Source organism: Microvirga medicaginis (assembly GCF_052658925.1).
Genome location: NZ_JBQWEL010000003.1, coordinates 113,492 through 137,549 on the forward strand (window position 1 = coordinate 113,492; position 24,058 = coordinate 137,549).

Annotated in this window: 18 protein-coding genes and 1 tRNA gene; 6 read left to right on the plus strand and 13 right to left on the minus strand. The window is 59.7% G+C overall.

Annotated features, from left to right (window positions below; translation table 11 throughout):
* Positions 1-67: 67 nt before the first annotated feature.
* The 11 genes from galE to ACUXUR_RS05750 all read right to left on the minus strand — a co-directional run bounded on the left by galE (position 68) and on the right by ACUXUR_RS05750 (position 15,397).
* A complete protein-coding gene (gene galE / locus ACUXUR_RS05700) occupies positions 68-1,063 on the minus strand; it encodes a UDP-glucose 4-epimerase GalE (protein ID WP_445501381.1) in 996 nt (331 codons plus the stop codon).
* A 100-nt stretch (positions 1,064-1,163) separates the two neighbouring features.
* The gene (locus tag ACUXUR_RS05705) at positions 1,164-2,351 is read right to left on the minus strand and encodes a polysaccharide pyruvyl transferase family protein (RefSeq protein WP_445501382.1); all 1,188 of its coding nucleotides are present in this window, start codon (positions 2,349-2,351) and stop codon (positions 1,164-1,166) included.
* 49 nt (positions 2,352-2,400) lie between these two features.
* Positions 2,401-3,720: a glycosyltransferase family 4 protein gene (locus ACUXUR_RS05710; protein WP_445501383.1), complete on the minus strand. Its 1,320-nt coding sequence runs from the start codon at positions 3,718-3,720 to the stop codon at positions 2,401-2,403.
* Between the two features lie 5 nt (positions 3,721-3,725).
* Positions 3,726-5,972: a glycosyltransferase family 2 protein gene (locus ACUXUR_RS05715; protein WP_445501384.1), complete on the minus strand. Its 2,247-nt coding sequence runs from the start codon at positions 5,970-5,972 to the stop codon at positions 3,726-3,728.
* Positions 5,969-6,739 carry a hypothetical protein gene (locus tag ACUXUR_RS05720; RefSeq protein WP_445501385.1) on the minus strand — a complete coding sequence of 257 codons (771 nt, stop codon included), beginning with the start codon at positions 6,737-6,739 and terminating at the stop codon, positions 5,969-5,971. Before ACUXUR_RS05720 ends, ACUXUR_RS05715 begins: the two co-directional genes overlap by 4 nt.
* Complete coding sequence (locus ACUXUR_RS05725; RefSeq protein WP_445501386.1) at positions 6,736-8,022, minus strand: glycosyltransferase family 4 protein; 1,287 nt, start codon at positions 8,020-8,022, stop codon at positions 6,736-6,738. Before ACUXUR_RS05725 ends, ACUXUR_RS05720 begins: the two co-directional genes overlap by 4 nt.
* A gap of 5 nt (positions 8,023-8,027) precedes the next feature.
* Positions 8,028-8,855: a class I SAM-dependent methyltransferase gene (locus tag ACUXUR_RS05730; protein WP_445501387.1), complete on the minus strand. Its 828-nt coding sequence runs from the start codon at positions 8,853-8,855 to the stop codon at positions 8,028-8,030.
* Entirely contained in the window at positions 8,852-11,089 is a 2,238-nt protein-coding gene (locus tag ACUXUR_RS05735) for a glycosyltransferase family 2 protein (RefSeq protein ID WP_445501388.1), read from the minus strand. The genes ACUXUR_RS05730 and ACUXUR_RS05735 overlap by 4 nt, the downstream gene beginning before the upstream one ends.
* Before the next feature lie 87 nt (positions 11,090-11,176).
* On the minus strand, positions 11,177-11,917 hold the full coding sequence (locus tag ACUXUR_RS05740) for a calcium-binding protein (protein WP_445501389.1): 741 nt from the start codon (positions 11,915-11,917) through the stop codon (positions 11,177-11,179).
* A 370-nt stretch (positions 11,918-12,287) separates the two neighbouring features.
* Complete coding sequence (locus ACUXUR_RS05745) at positions 12,288-13,676, minus strand: HlyD family type I secretion periplasmic adaptor subunit (protein WP_445501390.1); 1,389 nt, start codon at positions 13,674-13,676, stop codon at positions 12,288-12,290.
* Positions 13,673-15,397 (minus strand): type I secretion system permease/ATPase, encoded by a 1,725-nt coding sequence (locus ACUXUR_RS05750; protein ID WP_445501391.1) that lies wholly within the window; start codon positions 15,395-15,397, stop codon positions 13,673-13,675. The genes ACUXUR_RS05745 and ACUXUR_RS05750 overlap by 4 nt, the downstream gene beginning before the upstream one ends.
* Before the next feature lie 266 nt (positions 15,398-15,663).
* Here ACUXUR_RS05750 and ACUXUR_RS05755 point away from each other — a divergent pair, with 266 nt between their 5' ends.
* Positions 15,664-16,278 carry a MarR family transcriptional regulator gene (locus tag ACUXUR_RS05755; RefSeq protein ID WP_445501392.1) on the plus strand — a complete coding sequence of 205 codons (615 nt, stop codon included), beginning with the start codon at positions 15,664-15,666 and terminating at the stop codon, positions 16,276-16,278.
* 104 nt (positions 16,279-16,382) lie between these two features.
* A complete protein-coding gene (locus ACUXUR_RS05760; protein ID WP_445501393.1) occupies positions 16,383-17,090 on the plus strand; it encodes a hypothetical protein in 708 nt (235 codons plus the stop codon).
* Positions 17,091-17,773: 683 nt separating this feature from the next.
* Here ACUXUR_RS05760 and ACUXUR_RS05765 read toward each other — a convergent pair.
* Positions 17,774-17,848, minus strand: a tRNA-Thr gene (locus ACUXUR_RS05765).
* A gap of 65 nt (positions 17,849-17,913) precedes the next feature.
* A complete protein-coding gene (gene hemA / locus ACUXUR_RS05770) occupies positions 17,914-19,140 on the minus strand; it encodes a 5-aminolevulinate synthase (RefSeq protein WP_445501657.1) in 1,227 nt (408 codons plus the stop codon).
* A gap of 397 nt (positions 19,141-19,537) precedes the next feature.
* Here hemA and murA point away from each other — a divergent pair, with 397 nt between their 5' ends.
* The 4 genes from murA to ACUXUR_RS05790 all read left to right on the plus strand — a co-directional run bounded on the left by murA (position 19,538) and on the right by ACUXUR_RS05790 (position 24,056).
* Positions 19,538-20,827 carry a UDP-N-acetylglucosamine 1-carboxyvinyltransferase gene (gene murA, locus ACUXUR_RS05775; RefSeq protein ID WP_445501394.1) on the plus strand — a complete coding sequence of 430 codons (1,290 nt, stop codon included), beginning with the start codon at positions 19,538-19,540 and terminating at the stop codon, positions 20,825-20,827.
* 996 nt (positions 20,828-21,823) lie between these two features.
* Positions 21,824-22,261 carry a DUF2948 family protein gene (locus tag ACUXUR_RS05780; protein WP_445501395.1) on the plus strand — a complete coding sequence of 146 codons (438 nt, stop codon included), beginning with the start codon at positions 21,824-21,826 and terminating at the stop codon, positions 22,259-22,261.
* Complete coding sequence (gene hisD, locus ACUXUR_RS05785; protein WP_445501396.1) at positions 22,261-23,553, plus strand: histidinol dehydrogenase; 1,293 nt, start codon at positions 22,261-22,263, stop codon at positions 23,551-23,553. The genes ACUXUR_RS05780 and hisD overlap by 1 nt, the downstream gene beginning before the upstream one ends.
* Before the next feature lie 17 nt (positions 23,554-23,570).
* A complete protein-coding gene (locus ACUXUR_RS05790) occupies positions 23,571-24,056 on the plus strand; it encodes a UPF0262 family protein (protein WP_445501397.1) in 486 nt (161 codons plus the stop codon).
* Positions 24,057-24,058 lie beyond the last annotated feature (2 nt).

Below are 24,058 nucleotides of genomic sequence, written 5' to 3' on the forward strand. Positions count from 1 at the left end.
TTCAATGGGTGACAGGTCGATCATCGGCAGCAGCGGTGACTGCTTCCAGAGTCAGCGTGCTGCGCTGTCAGGCGGCCGCGATACTTTGCTTCTTGAGGCGCGCCTCCCAGGCCAGAGCATGAGCGATGATCGTCTCGAGGTCGTTGAGAGCCGGCTTCCATCCCAGGGTCTGGCGAATACGGTCCGCCCCGGCAATCAGGGCTGCTGGATCTCCCGCCCTGCGGCCTTCCATCCGAACCTCAAAGTCAAAACCTGAAATCCGCTTCACCGCCTCGATAACCTCAAGCACCGAATAGCCACGGCCGTAGCCGCAGTTGAGAACGGCGCTCTCTCCCCCGGAGCGGAGATAATCGAGAGCCAGCATGTGCGCATGCGCGAGATCCGAAACATGAATGTAGTCGCGCAAGCAGGTGCCGTCCGGAGTCGGGTAGTCAGACCCGAAGACCGCAAGATGCGATCGTTCGCCGAGGGCAGCCTGCGTCGCAACCTTGATGAGATGCGTCGCCCGCTGGCTGGACTGGCCGCTGCGGCACTGGGGGTCCGCTCCGGCCACGTTGAAATAGCGAAGGGCGACATAGCGGAAAGGATGTGCCGCGGCCGTATCCTTCAGCATCATCTCCGTCATCAGCTTCGACGTGCCGTAGGGCGATACGGGATTCAGAACGGTTGCCTCGGAAATCGGAGTTTCTTTGGCATCTCCATAGACTGCCGCCGTTGAGGAGAAGATGAAACGGCTCACCTTGTTCCTGATAGCAGCCCGGATCAGAGCGTGAGCCTTCACGGTGTTGTTGAAGTAGTAGCCGAGAGGATCGGCAACGGAATCCGGGACCACGATCGAGCCCGCGAAATGGACGATGGCATCAATCCCATGGTCGCGGATGATCCTGGATACAAGCTCCTCGTCTCCGCAGTCACCTTGCACGAAATGGGCCTTGGGATGAATCATCCACGCAAATCCCGTGCTCAAGTTGTCGAGTACGACGACATCCTGTCCGGCATCGACCAGAGCCAACACCATATGACTGCCGATATAGCCGGCGCCGCCGGTTACCAATACCGTCATGTTCTTACCTATTGCTCCTGTTCATGATGCAAGGCGGACAGAGGGACAGTCGCCATGCACATCCGAATGCATGCGACCATCCTCCTTCGTATGAAGGCGATCAGGCTGCCTTCAGCTGAACCTTCCCCGGCTTCTTCATCACATCGATCATCTTGGTTTCAGCCCCGTTCTCGACCAGGAACTGGCGCATCTCGCGATACATGAAGCGATAGGCGCGGTTGAACTTGTCGAAGAGCGACTGATCCCAATATTCTTCGAGCGAGAATTTCTTGCCCGAGAACACATCGAAGTTCGGGATCTGATATGTCTCGGCGAACTCAACCGTTCGGCTATCATATGTGAAGTAGATGGACGGCACGCCGTTCGCGAGAGCCATGAGATTGCCATGCAGCCGGTAGCCGAGAACCATGTCCTTCTGCTGGACAAGGTCCTCATAGGATGCGACGACATCGGAATAGAACAGCCGCTCCCGGTGCAGTTTCTCCATGGTTTCATCGAGATACCAGTCCTTGACCCACGGATTGGCCTTCAAGGCGGCGAACGCCTCCTCTTTCTGGTCCAGCGTGCCGAAAACGATCTTCTTTTCCTCAACCTCGCCCTGTGCCATCAGGACGACGTCAAAGCGCGCAGCAAGGCTCTTCACGAGATCACGATGGAAGGTGAGGTATTGCTTGATATCTTGCGCATAGGTCTGCGAGACCTCGCGGCGAAGCGTAATGCCCGCTGTCCTGACCTTGTCGAGCGCCGGCAGCTTGATTTCCAGATCCGGATTATTGCGCCGGAAAGCGGTGGGGCAACCGACGATCCTCACGTTCTTGATCCCGAGATCCCAAAGAACCTGCGCCGAGTAGGCTCCCCGTACGCCGATGGAGGTCGTCGAATCCGCCATCAGGCGAAGCACGGCCTTGGTCTCGTCGGAGATCTCGATCTTGCCCTTGACCGGAGCCTGGGCGCCGATGCCCCAGGCGATCACCGGGATCTTGAGCTTCCTCAGGACATCAATGGCGCGCTCCCATTTCATGTCCTTGTGGATGTAGTTCGATCCCCGCAGGAAGACATAATCGTATTCAGCATTGATCCGATCGATATCGGAAAGGTCTGGGTTGGCGATCTCAAGCGCATCGAGCTTGTCGTAATTCAGCAGCTTGAGAGAGGAGTCGAAAACAAACGCATCGCCGATATTATGGTAGTGATTGATGCTGCGCTGAATGTCTTTGTAATTGTACCAGCGCACATTGTCGTGATCATAGACCTCACCCGACGGGCTGATGACGAGAATACGTTTCATTGAGGAGAGCTCCTGGATTTCCCGATTTCTAACTGTCTGCCGAACCATGTCATGCGGTCAGCGCGGCAACTGGCGCCCTGGGGGCTTTCTCGGATGCGATGGCTTGGTAGAGATCGAGGTGCTGCCGCGCGCATTCCTCATAGGTGATGGGACGCTTGATCCCGGCGCGAAGGCGTTCCCAGAGCCCGGGATTCGTGAGGGCTTCCGTCATGCGGTCGACGAGGTCTTCCGATGATCCGACGCGGAAGTGCAGACCGTCGACGCCGTCGGTGATCTTCTCCGCCATGCCCCCGATATTGCTGCAGATCATCGGTCGGCCGTGAAAGAACGATTCCTGGATGACGATGGGCGAGTTTTCCCACCAGATGGAGGGGATGATCGTCCAGTCGATGGACCTCATGAGGCGCGGCATCTCACTGTTCTGGTAGGCGCCATAGAAGCGAACGCGATTCCTGGCACGCTCCACGAGCTTCTCGATCTTCTCCTGGAACGGTTTCGGCTGCCGCTCGAGATTGCCGCCAAAAATCATCAGCTGGGCATCTTCGCCCCATACGGATTCCGGAATGCGCGTCACGGCGTCCAGAAGAACATCGACGCCCTTGAACTGAGTGATTTGCCCGAAATAACCGAAACGAGACCTTCGGGGCCGCTTGTTGCGTCCTGATGCAGCGAGTTCCCGCGCCGGCGTGGGCTGATCGATGTCGAGGCCATTCTCGATGACGATGAACCGGGAAGGATCAAGCCCCCAATCCACATATCGGTCGACGAGGAACTGGCTGGGCGAGACGAAGAAGTCCGCAACTTCCAGCAACCCGCGGACGAAATGCTCTCTCCGCAAAAAGCGAGCGGGCGAGATCTCGGGAAAGCATGCATTGCAATCCGAGGGCGAAGCTCGATGGCAGAGCTTGGTTCCGCCCGTCTTCACCATCTGGCCGTGATGATGACAGATGGAGAGAAACTCATGGAACGTCACCACGATCACGCAGTCCGGCAAGGCACTGCGGACCGAGTAGATTGTCTCAAGCCCCAAGCCGATGAAGTGATGGAAGTGCACGACATCCGGCTTCAAGTCGCGCAAGACGCGGATGAAATCCCGTTCAAGTTCCTCCGTGCCGCGATTGGAAATCAGGAAATGATCGTATTCGTCCGCATGGTAGAGGATATCACCGCCCTTCTGGCGCAGGCTCATCAGAGCGGTTCCACTATGACGCACGACCGGATAGCCGACACGTGCAAGAAAGCGGGATTCCGCGCCGCCAATCTTATTGAGGCCCTTGTGGAGATTATAGGCCGCGATTTCGGCGCCTCCGAGAGAGAAGCTCGGGTGGCCATGGGACACGATAAGAACGCGAGGAGAATGCTTGGACATCATCATCATCCCATGTTGTTGACGAGGAGGGACCACTTGCGGTGGAAGCTCCAGTGATCAATTCGTTGAGCCAGGCGTCTCATAGGCAGATGCAATCCGCTGCTGTCGCTCTCTGCGGAAATCATCTCGACCTCCGGCAACCACACCGAAGGTGTTCCCGCGAGCCGCAGTTTGAGGCAAAGATCGCGCCCCTTGTCGCTCGGCCCCAGATATGAGCGTGTAAAGCCGCCAGCCGCCTCGATAGCGCTTCTGGAGACGATGCAGCATTCAGTGGAACCTGCCATGACTTCCGCAGGCTTTAACCCATGCACGACATCGCTCGGGTATCCGATATAGCGGTCGACGAGCTTCGGCTCCTCGGCGTCGAGCCAGGTCCCGGCAAAGCGAATGGAATCGTCTTCGAAGACGATGGTTGGGCTCACAAGGGCCTTCCCGTTGCGGGCGCGATAGGCACGCTCCATCGTGGAGAACCAGCCGGTCTGTCGCGGCAGGACGCTTGCCGAAAGGAATACCAGGACATCGGCTTCCGTTGCCTGAACGGCAGCCTCGAAAGCATCGCAGGAATCCTGGACACCTTCTGACCCGATCACGCGGATCTTGAGACCGTAAAAGCGTGCAAGACGCTCCGCCTCGGGAGCGATGCTGCCGAACGCCTCGATGGGGGCCGAGACGATCATGGGCACCTCACGGGTTTCCGGATCGAGTGCCAGAAGAACCAGGGCAACGCTCAGTTCCTCGGCATCCAGTCCTGCCCCAACCACAAGGATCCTGGAGGCTCCTGCATCGTTGAAGCCGAAGTTGCGCGTCTCGACGATCTGAGGAGCGGGAGCCGCAAGGGCCTGCATCATCGGACCGATGTGACATTCGATGGCCGTTCCAGCTGCGGCTGTTTTCGGGTCCAGAGGCGCAACGAGCCGCTCAAGGGCCTGACGGGACAGGTGCCAGATGGGTTTCAGGGGATAGAACACCACGCTGTCAGCGATCGTGATCTCGAAATACACCGGCGCATCACCAGAACAGGACAGTCCCGGCACGAACGCCAGGAAACCATCATCGATCCGACGCGGATCGAGACGTCCCGCGAAGAGCTCGTTCTGCTGGAATGCCGCCGAAACATCGGGCCGCGGGAGCCGGGTCCAGGCGTCATCGACCCTCGCATATTCTCCCCCGGACCGCAGGATGACCGAGTCGGCGCGGCCTTCAGGGTCGAGCATCCAACCCGCAATCAGCATGCCCGCACCCGGGACCTCGACCACCATGTCCATGCCGAGACGGACAGGCTCCATCAGATGCGAGACCGTGTCCCGGCCATCGAACCGCTCTCCTGCGCGCCGAAGCACCCGGAGCGTGTCGGCGTTGGCCGTCGCCCGGACCAATCCGTCACGAATATGGGCCGGAACATCGGTCGTGGGCAGAAGGACGCGTCGCTCGTACATGTCGAGCGTCCGCCATCCATCCTTGCTCCGGAAGAAGAGCTTTTGGATCTTCTCGGGCTGGACACTGGCTTTGCCCATATCGAGTATGCCGAAGAACCCTTTGCCTCTTCCGGCGAGATCTTCGCGCTCGACCGCAGCGGCTTTCAACTCACCGACGAGAAAGCCGTCCTGTGAAATGATGGCGCGCACGTAATCCGTCGGCAGCCCAAGAGCCCATCCCTGCAGGAAGATCTCGCCCGTATCGATCTGGCCAATGACCTCGATCCAACCATCGTTTCGGGCCGCAGCCGACAGGATTGCGAGCGCGGCGGACGACCGTGCCGAGCTCGTTTTTCCCGCCATAAGGGCTTGCGCGATTCTGTCTGCAACCTCGGCAAAATGCTCACCGGCATCGACCGAGAGGATTTGGACCAGGTTGGGGACCGTAATGGCCGGCCGAGCGAGGGTATAGCGAAGAGGCTGTCCGTTTCTGCGGATGACGATCGATCGCAGGCGCACCTTCGCGGCAAGCCTGATCGGGACCACGGCAACGAAACCGATGGCGGCTTCTGCCGGAGCGCCATTGCGTCGCCAGCTGATGATCCCCGCCCTCATGGTCATCGACGGATCGCCATTGAGGAGAACCTCGACGGTGTCGGGCATTGCGTCCGCAACGCCGCTGATGAGTGCCAGATCGTCCCCGATCGGAGTCGCCAGAGCGGTTTCGCCGTCAATCGGAAGATGAGGAAGTTCTTTCAATGGATCTGCCCCGTCGAATTTTACTGTTGAGCCTCTTTTCAGGGCCGTGGTGCGATCATCAACGACAGCTCGCGTCATGAGAGACCCTGACGCAGGACAATCACCAATGTCGCGATAGCCGAAGCGGCAGACAGGCCGCCAAAGAGGATGAGGAGCGCGACTGCACGGCGCATGGGTCTGTCGGCCGCCGCCGTCAATTCTTCGATGCGCTTATCGAAATCGGCCAGGACCTTGTCGAACCGAAGGTGAAAAACTTCGATGCCGGCAACCCTTTCGGAAAGCTCGGTCTGATTGGCCCGAACGAGCTCGAGTGCCGCCCCGATACCATCCTCCTGACCGACGATTTCATCGACCTGCCTGGATGTGTTCCGCAGCGTTTCGGCGGCTTCCCGTTGCATGAGCTGAGATCGACGCTGGGCTTCGATGAGCAGTTCAAGGCGGTCGAGAACACGGCTCAAGGGACCGTTCAGCGCGGCCTCGACCGTTCGTTCGTCTTGGCTGGGGGATTGCAGGACAACCTCTTCCCCCGTCGACGGCAAAACCGCGACCACGGTGAGATTGTCCGACAGGCTTGCGAGAGCCTCTGGAAGCTCGACTTCGAAGGCGTGACCGCCATCGCCAATGCCGGCTCTCCGAAGATCGACGCGTGGCATGTCGGCCGTAGCCGTGGCGACCATCCGTCCTTCCAGAAGGATGCGGATCAAGAGACGCTCGTTCGGGCGGGAGCGATCCCAGACCCAGCCGAAGACCCGGCGCCCTTCAATCGCATCCAAGCGTCCCTGGATCTGCGTCGCCTGAGGGGCTTCGGTGATGGCGACTGCGTTCTTTGATTGGGGTGTGCTCATGCCGCATTCACTTTCAGTTCGATGATTTCGGCCGATTCACGAATGCCGCGGTAAACGGCAAGATGCCGCTCCGCCACGGTTGCAATGTCGGGGGGCGGATTGATGCCTGCGACCAGCGTGTCCCAGAGACCTGGAGTATCCATCGCCTTGCGCATGGCATTCGCGAGGGAAATGGGGTCGTCCGGGCGCACATGCAGGCCATCGATGCCGTCACGAACAGCCTCGGCCATGCCGCCGATATTGCTGGCGATCACAGGGCGTCGGTGCAGGAACGCTTCCTGGATCACGAGAGGCGCGTTCTCCCACCAGATCGACGGCATGACGACCCAGTCGACCGCGGCGATCAGAGCAGGCAGTTCATCACGCCGATAGGCGCCGAGGCGAACGACCTGCGGATCCGTCTGATCGAGAAGGTCTTCAATCTCCTCGACGAATTCTTTGGCCTGAAACAGGGCACCTCCATGGAGACGCAGCTCGAAATCGTCCATGCCGCTGGAAATGAGCCGCTGCGCCGCTTTCAAGAGGCTTGGAACGCCCTTCCAGGGGTTAAGATTCCCGAAGTAGCCGAAAACGGGACGACGGCCGTCCGTGGACACGCGATGCGGAGCGGCTTCGACCGGCGGCCGTCCGTTGGACACGACCTCGATCGAGGATTCCGGAAGTCCCCAGGCCACGAAGCGGTCCTTGATGAACTGGCTTGGCGCGATGAAGCGGTCGACCTGTCCGAACAACGTCTTGATGAACTGTTCGCGTAGCAGGAACCGATCAGCCGAAATGTCCGGGAAGCAGCTGTTGCAGCGCCCGGGGCTTGCCCGGGTGCACCGCTCGCGTCCTTTGGTGCGCATCATCAGACCGTCATGGGCGCAGATGGCATAATAATCGTGAAGGGTCATCACGATGCTGGCATGCGGCAGGATCCGACGGACGAGTGCGATGAACTCGATCCCGATGAGGAGCACGTGATGAATATGCACCACGTCAGGGCGGAATTCCTCCAGCAGGCTCACGAGATGGGGAACGGTTCCATAGCTGTCGATCTGGCTCAGGTAGAAGCGGTCGAAATGCCCGCTCCACATGATCACTTCATCAGGAGCATCGCCAACGGACTGGAAGCTGGTTCCGGGACGCTGTTCACGATGGAGATGGTTTGTGGCGGCGAGGAAGAGGGCCTCCACATCGGGGCGTGACCGATACGCACGGAACAGATCATGCGCGAATATTTCCGTGCCGCCGGGGTGAAAGTCCGGGTGATTATGGGCAACAACGAGGATGCGCGTGGTCAAGCGGCTTACTCCGGTTTCACGGCGATGATGATGTCCTGGTAATGCGTGCTCCCGATGCCACGCCAATGTCCAAAGCTGACCCGCTGGATATCGAGACCGGAGCGCTTGAGGATGTCCTGGACGACACCATTGTCGAACCCGATCGCTCCAAGCGGAGCAGCGGGATCGGCAATCCACGTGCCGTCTTCCTCTCCCTTGATGAAACGCGGGCGGGCCGTCGGGCGGGACAGATCCTCTGCATCCACCAAGAATGCGGTCAGGAACAGTCGCCCTCCGGGCGCAAGAAGGCGCATGACTTCACGGGCATAGGCAGTGATTTCCTTTGCCGGCAGGTGCGTCGCTACGGATACCATCGCAATGAAATCGAAGCTGTTGCCAGCGAAAGGAAGCGCGACCTGATCGCCGGCCATGGTTCCACCGGGATTATAAAGCTCATGTGCGACATCAAGCCGGCAGAAGCGGAAATTCGGATGAGCCGACGCGATGTTTTGAACGCACCATTCGATCCCTTCATTGACCGGATCGACGCCCTCATAGGTTCCGGTCTTCGGATCGAGGAACTGGGTCAAAGGAACGGCCATGCGGCCTATGCCGCAGCCGATATCGAGAACACGGTGAGTTGGTTTAAGACCGCCGATATGGACGAAGTGTCCAAGGTATTCGAGACCGATAGCCCTGTAGTCACCATCCCCGACAAACACATTTTCAGGCGCCGGAGCCGGTAAGGCCTCGTTCCTCGCGATCTCATCCAACAGCCGGGACAGCTGTGCGTTGTCCGATGCCTCGAAAGAAATCTGGGTGGAGTCGGATCTGATGTCGAACTGAGCATTCATATGGCGGCGTTCCTTACCTTGCGTGGGCGTACGGACGTTTGCATCAGCGCGGACATGAGATCTCCCCAACGTTCCGCATGGAGAGCGCAGTTGTACTGCCAGGCGATGCCGCGCATGTATTCGGTGTTGAGGGACATCGACTTCCGCTCAAGGTGATAGAGCTCGATGTCCGGGAAATATGCGATCCTACGATCCGTCATGGTGATTTTGAGGCAGAGATCGCTGTCCTCGTAATCTCCGACCACATAATCCTCGGTGAAGCCGCCGACAGCCTCAAACACGGACTTCGTTGTGACGAGACAAGCGCCTGTCACGGCTGGCACAATCCGCTCCTCACATGCAGGCGCATAATCTCGGGGCATGCCCTTATAAAAATGCTGATTGAGCCAGCGCCCGCGGTGATCTTTGGAGAAATACATCCCGGCATGTTGGATCGAGCCGTCCTCGAACAGGAGCTTGGGACCGATTGCTCCAATCCGGCGACGTCCTCCGAGACGGGCGACGAGCTTTGCGAGCCAATGGCTCGACGTGGGTATGATGTCCGAATTGACGAGGGCCAGATAATCTCCACGAGCCAATGCCACACCGGCGTTGTTCGCACGTGCGTAGCCGCCGTTGCGCTCCATGATTGCGAGAGTCATGGGAAGCGCATAAATCAGATGAAGACCTCTCAGAAGATGTTCCAGCTCTTGTGCTTGCTCTGGAGAATCCAGAACGTAGATCAATTCCGCATGAGACCTGAACCAGCTGTCCGTCGCGAATGCGGCAATCTGGAAGCGCAGAAATTCCAGCGTCTTGTAGAGGGGAACGATCACCGAAACTTTCGGTCGCTGTATCGGCGCGCCGATCTCGCAGACAGTTGGGTTCCCGACCTTCGCGCGCGACTGCTCGTGCAAACTGGCTATCACGGGAGCCAAAGTCTTTGCGAGCAACATGTCGTCCACATGCTGAGGCGGCACTGCCCGCAGAGCTGCGGCGCGCGCCTCCACCGGATCGGCTGGCTGGAGCTGCGGAACGAGCGGATGATAGGCGCCCGATTTCAGACGCAGGCGAAAGCGAGGCTGCAGAATCGGAATCGATGCGCCTGATGCTGGCGCCAGTACGGCAAATCCGGTTGCGGGAAGGCGCGTCTGCTTCTTCGGGCCGGCAATCTCGACAGGAAAGCGAGTCAGGTCCGGTGTAAGATCCCTGCTGTCGTCGCCGGGTCCGAGCGCATCGATTCCGGAAAGAAGACCGACGGGATCACGATACCAGCCCGTCACCAGCGTGCCGGCTGGCGTCGAAAGGGCGGATACGATCTCCGCAGAAGGCGTGTTAAGGCTGCTTGCCGCCCGTCTGGGCTGCAATGGCGAGCGTAGCTGGGCTTCGAGTGCGAGAGCCTGTCCGGATTGCGACCGATCCGCAATATCGATCAGAATATGCTCGCGCAGGCTCGGAGCCGAGTGAGCATTCTTACTGAGCCAGCGCTCGATCGACGGCAGAGCAGTGGCAGGGATCAGGAGCTTGCGTATCGACAATCCGCTCGGTCCGATGAGAACCAGATGAGCTTCTCCGAACGGCAGTGCCGAACGCGAAGCAAGAAAGTGGACGATCTCACGCTCTCCGTTGCCGATCGCAACCTTGCAAGGCCGGGTAGAAACCCGAGTCGGACCGTCGTTTCCCACAATATAGACGGCATCGATCTTGTCGAAGCTCGCTGAAACGAGAGTCCGCAGCAGAACGAGCTCATCCCCGACCTGAGCGACTGCCGTCGCAGCCCCGGGATGTGGAGTGACATAGGACAGGATATCGCGCAGGATACGAATGAAAGTCGGGCTTCTCTGCAGGTGAAACATCACGCTCCACACATTGAAGAGCGCGGAAATCAATGCGAGACGGCCGGAACTGTCGATTCCGTCCAACAGAGTTTTCGGAGCAGGACCGGAAATGACCGTTTCAGAGTCGATCGTTACCTGTGCCTGCAGGCCAAGCGGTCCGGTCGACAACTCCACGCCAAGTGTCCCGTTAACGGGTCGGCAGAGAGCCCAAAGCAGTCGAGAGCCGCCGCCTGAGTGCGCCAAACGCAGAGACGCCAGGGGGGAAACGACGCCCGTGTCCGACGTCAGCTTGGGCGATGAAAAGCGTACGGCCTCCGGCACATCCCACATGATGAGGACGACATTCCGGCCGAGACTCGACACCTGAGGATGATGAGACACTTCCGTTGATGGCGTGTATTCGGCAATTTCCGACATGCTCTTAAAGCCAAGCTAGCGTTGAAAATGACGATGCCGCGGCTGCGGGCCGCGGCATCGGTTTTTCTTTCGACCGACCCGCGGACTTTATTGGACGGAGAAGTAGTCGGACGGGTTGTGGTTGACGTCTTCTGCGTCCACGTTGCGGAGCGTGATCGTGTCGCCGTTTCCAAGGTCGACGACCGCATCGTGTCCGACCTGCTGAACGCGAGAGGCGAGATCCTCTGCGGACTCGACGTCGGTGCCGTTGATTCCCTTCGAAATCTGCAGGATGTCCTCACCGACTTTGAAGTCGAGAACGACATCGTTGCCGCCGCCGCCGGTGAAGACGAATGTGTCGCCGCCTGCGCCACCGTGTAGGACGTCGTCACCTGCGCCGCCGTTCAGGATATCATTGCCAGCGCCGCCGCGGAGAACGTCGTCGCCCGCGCCACCCTGAAGGATGTCGTTGCCGGCGTTCCCGTCGAGAATATCGTCTCCGACACCGCCCTGAAGGATATCGTCAGCATTGCCGCCACGCAGATAATCGTCGCCGGCATTGCCCTGCAGAATATCCTCGCCGTTGTTGCCGAACAGCACATCGGCGCCGTCGCCACCTTGCAATGCGTCAATGCCATTGCCGCCGAACAGGAGGTCTTGGCCCTCGCCGCCGGACAGCCAGTCATCGTCATTGCCGCCAAACAGAACGTCGCTGCCTTCGCCACCGGAAAGCAGGTCGCTGTTCGCACCACCGAAAATCAGGTCGTCACCGCCGTTTCCGAAGATCACGTCCGCGTCGTGAGTGCCGTGCAAGGAGTCGTTGTACGCTCCGCCTCCAATTGTCGCCATGTCGTCTACCTCTCATGTTGAGACCGAACGAGCGGCCGCACGTCCGGTCGCTGTTTCGAGCTGTTGAAGCGCTGATTGCGCAGGGAGGAAAACCATGCGTGGCATTAAATGCCCTGAACCGCGCACGGTGATGAATTGGTAGATGCTGAAAGGTAGTTTGTAAATATTGATTTGCGTAAAAGTTGATCAGCCAGAGCTTATTTTTAGCGCTATGGCTTATTATGACATGAAGAATACATTTAAATACTAAAACTATTTCTTTTTAAGTTTAATATCGAACTAAATTAGTTTCATAATGCCGTCGCCCGGGCATGCGCAATGGACTTGGCAACGTGTGCCAAGATACGGTAGCAGCGGAGGGCTGAGCTGGTTACTCTTCGCGGAATGCGCGCGAAAAGCTCTCGGTGATCGGATCCAGCAAATAGTCGATCGCACGCCTGGGCTTGTTGAGGATCAGAACCTCGGCAGGCATGCCCGGATAAAGGGTGGTGTCCGGGTTCGATTTGAGGCTGTCTGGATTGATCTCGGCCCTGGCAACGAAATAGGCATACTCGTTTCGTTCATCCATCTGCTGATCCGCAGACAGATAGGTCAGCTTTCCCGAGAGGGGGACCGTCGTGCGGTGATTGTAGGCCGTGAGCCTGATCTGGACCGGAGCCCCGACGTGAACAGAATCGATGTCGCGCAGGCCGACCTTCGCTTCGACGACCAGTGGCTCATTCTCAGGAACGATGTCGAGGATCGGCTGGCCCGCTGCAACAACGCTTCCGGGGGTATATGACCGGATGTTCGTGACAATCCCATTCTCAGGAGAGGTCACGATCAGTCGGCGCAGAATATCGGCAGCCGCGGTCATGCGCTCCATCGTATCGGCAAGTTCGAGCTGCGCCGTCTGAATATCAGCGGCAACCTGCTGCTGAAAATCGGTGCCAATTGAAAGAATCTCCAGCTCAGCTGCAGCTTTTGCCTGTTCGGCTTTTGCTTTTCGGGATGCTAGTTCACCGGCCTGACCGATCAGAACGCTCTCGCGTGTCTGCATTTCCGTCAGTCGCGGGCGGGGGGCGTAACCCTTCTCGACCAAGCTGGCAACGGCCTTCAGCTCTCGATCGAGCAATTCGGCCTGGCGGGCATTGGCGTCGGTCTGGGCTTTGACGGCCTCCAACTCCGCCTGCTGCTGCGCAATCACCTTCCGCTGAATATCGATCTTCCGTTCGTACATCTCCCGCCGGGCATGAAAGAATTTTTCTTCCGCGCTGATGATCTCGCCGGTCGTCGGGCCACCTGCATTCCTCAGGTCCTCAGGGAATGTCAGACTGGTCGCGCCGGCCTGCTCGGCGCGAAGGCGGATGAGACGAGCCTCAAGCCCAATTCGTTTCGAGCGAAGCTGTTCGAGTTCCGCCTTGGCTCGCGTGTCGTCGAGCCGCAGCAGGGGCTGGTTGGCCTTAACGATCTCACCCTCATGAGCCATCAGAGTCTTAAGAATACCACCTTCCAAATGGCTGATCGTCTTGCGCTTGGAATCGACGACGACGGTCGCTGTCGCAATGGCCGCACTGTCGAGGTGGGCCGAATATCCCCATGCGGTGAAGCCACCGAGGCCGAGGAAAATCGTCGCCAGTCCCGCAACCAAGGGAACGCGATAGGAGGGCTCTGTCGTATCCTCGTCCCGATATCGATCTGTCCAGTCCCTGAGCTCCGCAGGTTCGTGTCTCACAGGAGCTGATGGTGAACGGCTGATGACAGCAACGGCCTTCTTCATGCCTTCCCCCTTGTTGCAGTAATGACCTTTTCTCCAGGAGCGATCGCACCAACGACCGATGTGCGGGGCCCGAACTGGCTGATCCTGCCGTCTTCCAGGACCATGAGCTTGTCGGCGACCTGCATGATGGAGGGGCGGTGCGCAATGAGAATGACGATTGCACCGTCGCTCTTCATGGCTTCGATCGCCTTGATAAGCGCACGCTCACCATCCGCATCGAGGTTGGCGTTGGGTTCGTCGAGAACGACCAGGCGCGGTCTGCCGTAGAGCGCCCGGGCCAATCCGATCCTCTGCCTTTGACCGCCCGACAGTGTATAACCGCCTTCACCGAGATGGGTATCGTAGCCGAGAGGCAAACGTCCGATCATGTCGTGGACATCGGCCATGCGGGCCGCATCGAGCACGAGACGCGGATCCACGTCTCGCATCCGGGCGATGTTGTCTCGGATTGTTCCCTCGAGCAGCGACACGCTTTGAGGCAGATAGCCGACCATGTCGCCGAACGAATCGCGCTCCCAGAGATAGACGTTGTTGCCATCGAGATAGACACCGCCGGTCGTCGGCTTCGTCACGCCGATGAGAAGGCGGGCCAGCGTCGATTTGCCGGCGGCCGAGGGACCGACGATGCCGAGAACCTCACCTGGAGAAAGATTGAAGGTCAGGCCTTTGAGCACCGGAACATCCGATCCGGGCGGCGCATAGACCAGGCGATCGACGGTCAACTCGCCCTGAGTCCGGGGTGTGGGTTTGGTTTCACGTTTGGGAGTTTGGTTCTCAAGAAGGTCTCGTACATTATTCCACGCCTGGATTGCCTGGACCCATTGGCGCCAGCCATCGACCATCGAGTCGAACGGCAGGAGCATGCGTCCCATGATGATGCTCGAGGCAACCATCGATCCGGCGCTGACCTCCTGCCTGATCACCAGCACCGCGCCGGTGGACAGAACGGCGATCTGCATTGCATAGCGACAGGTGCGTGTGACCGAGCTCAAAGCCCGGCTGCGGCGGGTTGTGATGTCGAGAAGGTCCTGGGTATGGAGTTGGGATTGACGCCACCTGCGGGCGAGGGCCGGTAGCATGCCCATAGCTTCAATCGCCTCTGCGTGACGCAGACTGCCGCTGATTTCGCCAATGTTCCGAACTGCTGATTCATTGGCACGCTTCATGGATCTCCGAATCAGAAAATCTGAAAACAGGCTCAGGGAGATAATGATGACGGCCGAAATCAATGCCACCAAACCATAAAGCCAGTGAAGCGCGAACAGGACTAAAAGAAAGATGGGGGACCAGAAGGCTTCCAGCGGAACACTGATGGCGCTTCCGGTGACGAATGTCCGAATTTCGTTGAGCTCGCGAATCGCCTGCCCCGATTGAGAGACGCCTTTCGTGATCGAGGCAGATACGGCAGCCTGGAGAACCGGCAGATTCAATTTTCGGACGAGCTTGCTCGCCATGACCTGATAGGTCAGCGCGCGCACGTAATCGAGAATGCAATAAATTGTCAGCGCGATACCCGCGACCACAACGAGCATCACCAATGTGTCGGTGCTCTGGCTGTTCACAACCCGATCATGCACCTGGAGCATGAACAGTGGCACGGTGAGTTGAAGAATATTGATGACCGCGCTCAGAATGGCTGCGTAGGCGAGTCCTGAAACAAATGCCTTTCTTCCCTGATGGACGAGTTCCGCGGGGTCTGTCGTGGCCGTCTGCTTCTGCATGCAGAAATAGCTCCAAAGAGGGCATCACTGGCCAAACCTAAATTTGGCCCTAAAGTTCTTGGAAGAGAAATATGAGGAATGAATAACGGGTCGTCTACCCACAAAGTATGATTCGTGAAACAATAAAAAATGTCGTGGAGGAAATTCCCTAGAAAAGATGGGTGACAGAACCAAGAGGTGAATCCGTTCAATTACAAGAACGATAATTTCACCCAGAAATAGTTCAAAATTCGAACTATTTTATCTCCTCGAACTCGGGAACTACAATGCCAGAAAGCGCGAATTCTCAATCTAGGGACTTCACTCATGACGAGTTGGACTTCGGCGTCACCACTGCACTACCGACCGTCCAGAAGGTGAGCATGAGGCCTTCTCATGAGGAAGACCAACGACAGGCTGAACAGGATTCCAAGGAAGGAGTAACGCACCTTGATATCGTCAGGGTCATCGAACGGCTTCACCGGCGCTCACTCGACCTCGTGCGAACCGACCTCATCAAAGCTGGGATTACCGATCTAAGCCCATCTCAGGTGATGATGCTGTTTACGATCGGAACGGCTGATCTATCAGTCCGTGAACTGATCGAGCGCGGTTACTATCTCGGGTCCAATGCCTCGTACATCCTCAAGCGGCTCGTCGAAGGTGAGTATATCGTGCGAACGACATCCGAAAGGGATCGGCGTTCGGCTCGTGTCCGGCTGTCTGAAAAGGGCATTGCTCTTTGCGAAACGATCAGGCGGATCGACAGGATGTATCATCGGCTCGTCAGCCGCAGCGAAGACGAAGTCCGAGATTTGGAAATCACTTATCAAACGTTGATGCGGCTCGAGAAGGCATGGAGCAATGCTGTGCGCTATGGAGGCGTGCTGATTGATGAATGATGCTCACGGTCACTGGCTCTGAGGCGGCTTCAGGCTGCGGCCTGACCGCCTCAGACGGCCATATGGCTCAACGAATTCATATCTTTGCATAAGCGGACAGTGAGATGGACGTCATCAATCCGGTTTTGAATCACCAATGGAACCGCCTCCAGGATACGAAATCAGAGACAGGCCATCTGATTTACGAAGGCCTGTCGCCTCGCAAGACGCTTCTCATTGTCTTTGCCTACATCAATCAGCAGGTTGGAACTCGCTCGCACTCGTCGTTCCTGAGTGGGATCGATTGCAAAAAACTGTTTCTGAATCCGGGGCAGAACACGTGGTATCAGACAGGCATTCCGGGTGTTGCATCTAGCTATGCCGAACTCGGGGCATTCCTGGCCGCTGTCAAGCAGGCGCATCGTGATCATGAGATCCTCTGCCTTGGTCATTCCATGGGTGGCTTTGGTGCGCTTGGGTTCGGGCTTCATATCGGCGCGGATCGAATTCTGGCATCCGTACCTGAGTATGTTCTGAACCGCCCGGGCAGTGTGAGTGCCCGCCACATGAGCGAGGTCAGCATTCAATGCGGCGACTTAAGTGACGTATTGGCGCGGAACACTGACAGCCGGATCACCATTCTCGTAGGATCGAAAAATTCTTTCGATGTCTCAATGGCTGAGGAGATCGCTGCACTAACGCCTGCCGAAATCATCAGATTGAACTCTGACCATGGGACGTTTCCGTATCTGCGGGATCATAAGAAACTGGGTTCGCTCCTCGAAGCCTTCGCGAATGGCGATCCGCTTCAACCAATTGTCACAGGACTGTAGAGCAGAGAGCGGCAGCCGCGATATCCTTTAGGATCTTTTTTCCTGGGCGGACGCTGGAGGAGTAGGAGCTCGGACCAGTTGCCAAGAAGGTGCTTCGCGGCCGCTCGACTTTTCCTGTCCTCACCTGGGCTGATATTGTCGAGGTCGATATTCATCCCATCATCGCCGGCCGGTTTGCGTCTTTCCTGCTGAACGCCCGACCGCTCCGCGAGTTATAGCGGCGTTACCTGCGAGCATTCCCCGGAGAGCTCAAGACATTCGTCATCGGCTGCGCCGAGACTGCGGGAAGATCTGTCCGCTCCGGATCTCGGGTATCGGTTTGATTCCCTCCGGACGTTCTCTGACATACTGACCGGCATGTGGCCCGGTCCGGCGCCCTCAGGTGCGGGACAGATCGCATCGCTTGAACGTCTTGATGTTCCAATCGCGCTTCAACCTCGGCCGTGGCGGGTGCCGCTCGCGGACAAGGTCTGGGTCTTGGTTATGAGGTCGCGCCTTGTCTCGCACGTGTAGATGAGCGGGCGCAGCCGGCCGGACACATGCCTGCGGAATTCATAAATGCCAATTTTGGGGTGCTTGCGGGACGTGTCATCGCAGGCATCATGCAGACCACCCGTGTGTCCCAATCGGGTGGCTGAACCCTGAAGCCCTGCTTGGAGCGGGCGTAATCCCGAATGAGAGGATGGTGCTGCCAGAGAGGATCGAACTCTCGACCTCTCCCTTACCAAGGGAGTGCTCTACCACTGAGCTACGGCAGCCCGCCAACGAAGAGGGCCGCTTACTGCCACAGCGCGGCCCCATGCGCAAGATTGAAATCGATCTTTTATTCAGCTGCCTGTGCTTTTGGCCCGAAAGGAAGTTTCAGGGCGGTCCAAACTTCCACAAGCGCAGCGCCCAGAGCATTGATATGGGCGTCCGTGTGGAAGGGGCCGGGGGTGATGCGCAGGCGCTCCGTGCCGCGGGGCACGGTGGGATAGTTGATCGGCTGAATATAGATTCCGTGCTTTTCCAGGAGGCGGTCGGAGGCCGCCTTGCAGGCCTCCGCATCGCCCACCATGACCGGCACGATATGGGTCACCGTGTCCAGGACCGGGATGCCGAGGCCGCTCAGCACCGCCTTGGTGCGGGCCACCTGGCGCTGCTGCAGCTGCCGCTCCTTGGAGGAGGCCTTCAGATGGCGAATCGAGGCCGTCGCGGCCGCAGCCACCGCCGGGGGGAGGGCGGTGGTGAAGATGAAGCCGGGGGCGAAGCTGCGCACGGCGTCCATCACGGCCTTGGTGCCGGTGAGATATCCGCCCATGACACCGAAGGCCTTGCCGAGAGTGCCCTCGATCACGTCGACCCGGTGCATGGCGCCGTCCCGCTCGGCGATGCCGCCGCCATGGGGACCGTACATGCCCACCGCGTGGACCTCATCGAGATAGGTCATGGCGTCGTAGCGCTTGGCCAGATCGCAGATGGCGTGGATGGGGGAGATGTCCCCGTCCATGGAATAGACGCTCTCGAATACGATGAGCTTGGGTCGGTCGCCGGCCGCTTTGAGCAGCTCTTCCAGATGCTCGAGATCGTTATGGCGGAAAATGACCTTGTCGCAGCCCGACTGGCGCACACCCTCGATCATGGAGTTGTGGTTCAGGGCGTCCGAGAGGATCAGGCAGTTGGGAATGAGCTTCGCCAGCGTGGAGATGCCGGTCTGATTCGACACGTAGCCCGAGGTGAAGACGAGAGCCGCCTCCTTGCCGTGGAGGTCGGCGAGTTCCGCTTCGAGTTCCACGATGGGGTGGCTGTTGCCGGAGATGTTGCGGGTGCCGCCGGCGCCGGTACCGAGCCGCCAGGCGGCCTCCACCATGGCACGGGTCACATCCCGGTTCTGGCCCATGCCGAGATAATCGTTGGAACACCAGACCGTAATGGGGCGCGGGCCCTCGGGGCTGTGCCAAGTGGCATGGGGGAAGTGGCCCGCCTTGCGTTCGATATCCGCGAAAACGCGATAGCGGCGCTCCGCCTGGAGGCGGTCGAGGGCTGACGTGAAGAAATCTTGGTAATTCATCATCTCACCGGGTGGGCAACGCAATGCCCCGGGATTTACGCAGTCATTATGCCAGACGACATTGATCCCGGTCAAAGTCCGGGAATGTGATATTGCGGTTGAGAGCCGCTTGCGAAGCCTTTATGGAAAAAGGCGACGATGGGTCGCGTGAACCATGACTGACGTGAAATCGCAGGACAAAGCCGAACGGCTTAAGGCGGCTTTAAAGGAAAATCTGAGAAAACGGAAGGCTCAGGCCAGAGGGCGGCAGCAGGCGGCCAAGGCGGCGTCAACATCGACTGGAACCGAAAGCGGGAGCTTGAGCGTTTCGGCTGAGCGCGACAAGCCGTCAGACTAGCCTATAACGCTTAAAGTCCGCATAGCGTTAGGCTCGCAAGATTTAAGGGGAATAGAGTTTATGGATCGCATTCGCATCCGGGGCGGCGCGCCTCTCAATGGGTTGATCCCGATCTCGGGCGCCAAGAATGCGGCCCTGCCTCTCATGATAGCGAGCCTGCTGACGGAGGATCCGCTTGAGCTCGGCAACGTGCCGCGGCTCGCCGATATCTCCTCGCTCCTGCGCATCATGAGCAATTTCGGCCTGGATCACTCCATCGCTGGCCGAAGGCCCGGCCAGTCCTCCGAGACCGGCCAGACGATCCGTCTGACGGCCAAGAACATCATCGATACCTGTGCCCCTTACGAGCTGGTCTCCACCATGCGTGCCAGCTTCTGGGTCATTGCCCCGCTGGTCGCCCGCTTCGGCCACGCCAAGGTTTCCATGCCAGGCGGCTGCGCCATCGGCACACGCCCGGTGGATCTGCTCATCATGGCGCTTGCCAAGCTCGGCGCTGCCATCGAGATCGAAGGCGGCTATGTGGTCGCAACGGCCCCCAAGGGACTCCATGGCGCCGAGATCGACTTCCCGAAGGTGACGGTCGGCGGCACTCATGTGGCCCTGATGGCGGCCACGCTTGCTCAAGGCACCACCCTGATCCGCAACGCCGCCCGCGAGCCCGAGGTGGCGGATCTGGCCAATTGCCTGATCAAGATGGGTGCCAAGATTCAGGGCGCCGGCACCTCCGAGGTCGTGGTGGAAGGCGTCTCCAGCCTCCACGGCGCCTCCCATGACGTGATGCCCGACCGCATCGAGACCGGCACCTATGCCATGGCGGTGGCCATGACCGGCGGTGATCTGGTTCTGGAAAACACCCGCGCCGAATATCTTCAGGCTGCTTTGGACGTCCTCGGCCAGGCCGGAGCCGAGGTTTCCTCTACCCTTAACGGCATCCGCATCCGCCGGAACGGTAATGGCATCCAGGCCGTGGACGTGACGACGGATCCATTCCCGGGCTTTCCCACGGACCTGCAGGCCCAGTTCATGGCTCTCATGACCCGTGCCAACGGCACGTCGCGCATCCGCGAGACGATCTTCGAAAACCGCTTCATGCACGTGCAGGAGCTGGCCCGCCTTGGCGCTCATATCCGCCTCGACGGCGACAGCGCCTATGTGGATGGCGTTCCCACCTTGAAGGGCGCGCCCGTCATGGCGACGGATCTTCGCGCCTCCGTGTCCCTGGTGATCGCTGGCCTCGTGGCCGAGGGCGAGACCACCATCAACCGCGTCTATCACCTGGACCGCGGCTTCGAGGCCCTTGAGGCCAAGCTCGCCCGCTGCGGCGCCGAGATCGAGCGCCTGCGGGGCTGATCGGGCGGAGGCCTCACGCCGCGCCCGCTGGCCCGGTTCCCTGAAGCTGTCATGTCCGAAGCGCGTCTTTTGCCCCGCCTCGGGCTGTCCCCGGATTTGATCCGGTATCGCCCCGGGCACTCCGGTCCTGTTGCTTTGTGCCACCCCACCTCGTCATGGCCGGGCGTGTCCCGGCCATGCCGATTGGAACAGCGCCGCACCGTAGCGGGATCCCCGGCCCAAGGCCGGGGATGACGCGAGAGGCTGCGGCAGGCGGGAGGGTGCAGCCGGAACATGTTCTCGCTCTGTTCTTGACAATATGCCTAAACTGAGTTACATCTGCTGCATCCTGACCTGCCGGGGGCGCGCTCGCGAGGCGTCGTAAGCTGCGGGGTCGGGAGCGGTCCCGTGCGGGAGGTGAACGCAGGCTCGTGTGACGGGAGGCCCAGGCTGTGCCCGGGGTTCAGGATTGGTCCGGAGCCGCCCGCTGAAAGCGATGCGGGGTCCGCTTCGGGCAGTTGCTGGGACCGCGCCGCCTGTCCGCCTAAAAAAGCCGTGCGCGAGGAGCCGTTCGGTTCCACGCTTCACCTCACAGATCGAGCCGGACCGCTCCTCGCGCCTCCCCTCGACCCACACCCTCGGGCCGACACGCCGCGAGGACAATGGTGCTTGTCCGCTTGGTTCTTTGACATTCTGCCCATGAGCCCGCTCCTGTCATCCCCGGTGGTCCGCCGGGACCGGGAAGGGGATCCACCTTCAAGAGCAGCGCCATGGATTCCCTTCCTCTCCGACGGCTTTCGCCATCTCCGGCTGGGAATGACATTCTTACCGTCACGGCTGGCTTGTCCCGCCATTCCGATTGAAGCGCACTGTGTCTCTCCCGCACGAGATGACCGGCGCAGGGCCGGCGAGGGTCGCGCCTCGGGCGGAAAGTCCGAGCATCACGGCAGGGGAAAGGTTGCGCACGGGACTGCGGCTCTCTACCTAAACATCAAAGTTCAACATAGGTTTAGGGCCATGGACCTCCTGAGACTCGTTGCGTTAGACCCGGAAGATCTTGCCGTCATCTCGGCCCACCTGCAGGATTCGCTTCTGCGTGTCGGCGATATCGTCTATCTCCCCAAGGAGCGCCGCTTCGCTATCCAGGTGCGGCGCTACGACTGGGAGGCGGCCACTCCCCAGCGCCGGTTGACCTGCATGCATTTCGAGCATGTGAAGGCGGTGCGCGTGCGCGGCATCGACCAGACCAAAAAGGATACCGTTCTTAACCTTCTTGCCATTGCCTTCGAGGAAGGAGACGCCCCTTCGGGCACCGCCACCTTGATCTTTGCCGACGGTGGAGCCATCCAGGTGGACCTGGAGTGCATCGAAATGCAGATGAAAGATACCGGTCCGGTCTGGGCCGCCGAAAGCCGCCCAGAGCATAAGGATCTTGAGCAGGCGGAGCGTCTGTGATGGTTCAACGGCTCGACGCGCGGGAGACCTCGTTCTCTTCAGCCTTCGCCGCTTTGCTCTCAGCCAAGCGCGAGGTGTCCGAGGACGTGGACCAGGCGGTGCGCGCCATCATCGAGGACGTGGTGGTCAAGGGCGACGAGGCTCTCATCGACTACACCTACCGCTTCGATGGACTGGCGCTGCAGCCCGAGACGCTGCGCATCTCCGACAAGGAGATCGATGCGGCGGAAGCCCAGTGCTCGAAGGAGGCGCTCGATGCGCTTGCCCTCGCGAAGGAGCGTATCGAGGTTTATCACTTGGCGCAGCGTCCTCAAGATTCGCTGACGACGGATGCCATGGGCGTGACGCTCGGTTGGCGTTGGACGGCGATTGAATCGGTCGGCCTCTACGTTCCAGGCGGACGTGCGAGCTATCCGTCTTCCGTTCTCATGAACGCTGTGCCTGCAAAGGTCGCGGGCGTTCCGCGTATCGCTATGGTGGTGCCGACCCCGCGCGGCGAAACCAATCCTCTCGTGCTGGCGGCAGCGCGTCTCGCCGGCGTCGACGAGGTCTTCAGGATCGGCGGCGCGCAGGCGGTTGCGGCCCTGGCCTATGGCACCGACACGGTGAAGCCTGTCGCCAAGATCGTCGGCCCCGGCAATGCCTATGTGGCCGCCGCCAAGCGCCGTGTGTTCGGGCAAGTGGGCATCGATATGATTGCAGGCCCCTCCGAGGTTCTCATCCTCGCCGATTCCCACGCCAATCCCGATTGGATCGCCGCCGACCTGCTGGCGCAGGCCGAGCACGATCCCGCCGCGCAATCGATCCTCATCACCGACAGCGCCACCCTGGCCGATGCCGTCGAACAGGCGGTCGAGCGCCAGCTCCAAACCCTCCCGAAGGCGGAGATCGCCGGCGCAAGCTGGCGTGACTACGGCGCCATCATCCTGATCGACAGGCTCGAGAACGCCATTCCGCTCGTCGACCGCTTGGCGCCCGAGCACCTCGAAATCGAGGCCGAAAATGCGGAGGAACTGGCAGCCCAGGTACGCAATGCGGGCGCGATTTTCCTCGGCAGCCACACGCCGGAAGCCATCGGCGATTACGTGGGCGGCCCCAATCACGTTCTCCCCACGGCGCGCTCCGCCCGGTTCTCCTCCGGCCTCGGCGTGCTTGACTTCATGAAGCGAACCTCGATCCTGAAGTGCGATCCGGGCGCCTTGCGGACTCTCGGCCCCGCAGCCATCGCCCTCGGGCGGTCTGAGGGGTTGGAGGGGCATGCACGGTCCGTAGCGATCCGCCTGAACCTGTAAGGCTTGTCGGAGGGGGGATGTCGAGCACAACGAAGGAGCGGTGCCGCCTCGTGGCGGTCACCCTCGACGAGGCATCCATCGGCCGCGGCAGTCCCGATCAGGAGCATGAGCGGGCCATCGCCATCTACGACATCCTCGAAGAGAACACCTTCGCGCTGCCGAACTATGACGGCGGCCCCTATGCCTTGCGCATCTCGCTGATCGAGAAGAAGCTCTGTTTCGAGGTGACGGCGCAGGACGGTACGCATCTGGTCTCGCACCATCTGTCGTTGACGCCGTTTCGAAAGGTCATCCGCGATTACGAGATGATCTGCGACAGCTATTATCAGGCCATTCGCTCCGCATCTCCTGCGCAGATCGAGGCCATCGACATGGGACGCAGGGGGCTGCACAATGAGGCCGCAGAACTTTTGCGGCAGCGCCTCGACGGAAAGCTCGTTGTCGATTTCGACACGGCGCGCCGCCTCTTCACGCTGATCTTCGCGCTTCACTGGAAGGGGTGACG

Bases quoted from the DNA above. Each gene is read 5' to 3' on its own strand.
- hisD (WP_445501396.1), top strand. From the start codon at position 22,261: ATGGTTCAACGGCTCGACGCGCGGGAGACCTCGTTCTCTTCAGCCTTC.
- ACUXUR_RS05720 (WP_445501385.1), bottom strand. From the start codon at position 6,739: ATGAGCACACCCCAATCAAAGAACGCAGTCGCCATCACCGAAGCCCCT.
- ACUXUR_RS05705 (WP_445501382.1), bottom strand. From the start codon at position 2,351: ATGAAACGTATTCTCGTCATCAGCCCGTCGGGTGAGGTCTATGATCAC.
- ACUXUR_RS05740 (WP_445501389.1), bottom strand. From the start codon at position 11,917: ATGGCGACAATTGGAGGCGGAGCGTACAACGACTCCTTGCACGGCACT.
- ACUXUR_RS05715 (WP_445501384.1), bottom strand. From the start codon at position 5,972: ATGACGCGAGCTGTCGTTGATGATCGCACCACGGCCCTGAAAAGAGGC.
- galE (WP_445501381.1), bottom strand. From the start codon at position 1,063: ATGACGGTATTGGTAACCGGCGGCGCCGGCTATATCGGCAGTCATATG.
- ACUXUR_RS05750 (WP_445501391.1), bottom strand. From the start codon at position 15,397: ATGCAGAAGCAGACGGCCACGACAGACCCCGCGGAACTCGTCCATCAG.
- ACUXUR_RS05730 (WP_445501387.1), bottom strand. From the start codon at position 8,855: ATGAATGCTCAGTTCGACATCAGATCCGACTCCACCCAGATTTCTTTC.
- hemA (WP_445501657.1), bottom strand. From the start codon at position 19,140: ATGAATTACCAAGATTTCTTCACGTCAGCCCTCGACCGCCTCCAGGCG.
- ACUXUR_RS05735 (WP_445501388.1), bottom strand. From the start codon at position 11,089: ATGTCGGAAATTGCCGAATACACGCCATCAACGGAAGTGTCTCATCAT.
- ACUXUR_RS05710 (WP_445501383.1), bottom strand. From the start codon at position 3,720: ATGTCCAAGCATTCTCCTCGCGTTCTTATCGTGTCCCATGGCCACCCG.
- ACUXUR_RS05745 (WP_445501390.1), bottom strand. From the start codon at position 13,676: ATGAAGAAGGCCGTTGCTGTCATCAGCCGTTCACCATCAGCTCCTGTG.
- ACUXUR_RS05755 (WP_445501392.1), top strand. From the start codon at position 15,664: ATGCCAGAAAGCGCGAATTCTCAATCTAGGGACTTCACTCATGACGAG.
- ACUXUR_RS05790 (WP_445501397.1), top strand. From the start codon at position 23,571: ATGTCGAGCACAACGAAGGAGCGGTGCCGCCTCGTGGCGGTCACCCTC.
- murA (WP_445501394.1), top strand. From the start codon at position 19,538: ATGGATCGCATTCGCATCCGGGGCGGCGCGCCTCTCAATGGGTTGATC.
- ACUXUR_RS05780 (WP_445501395.1), top strand. From the start codon at position 21,824: ATGGACCTCCTGAGACTCGTTGCGTTAGACCCGGAAGATCTTGCCGTC.
- ACUXUR_RS05760 (WP_445501393.1), top strand. From the start codon at position 16,383: ATGGACGTCATCAATCCGGTTTTGAATCACCAATGGAACCGCCTCCAG.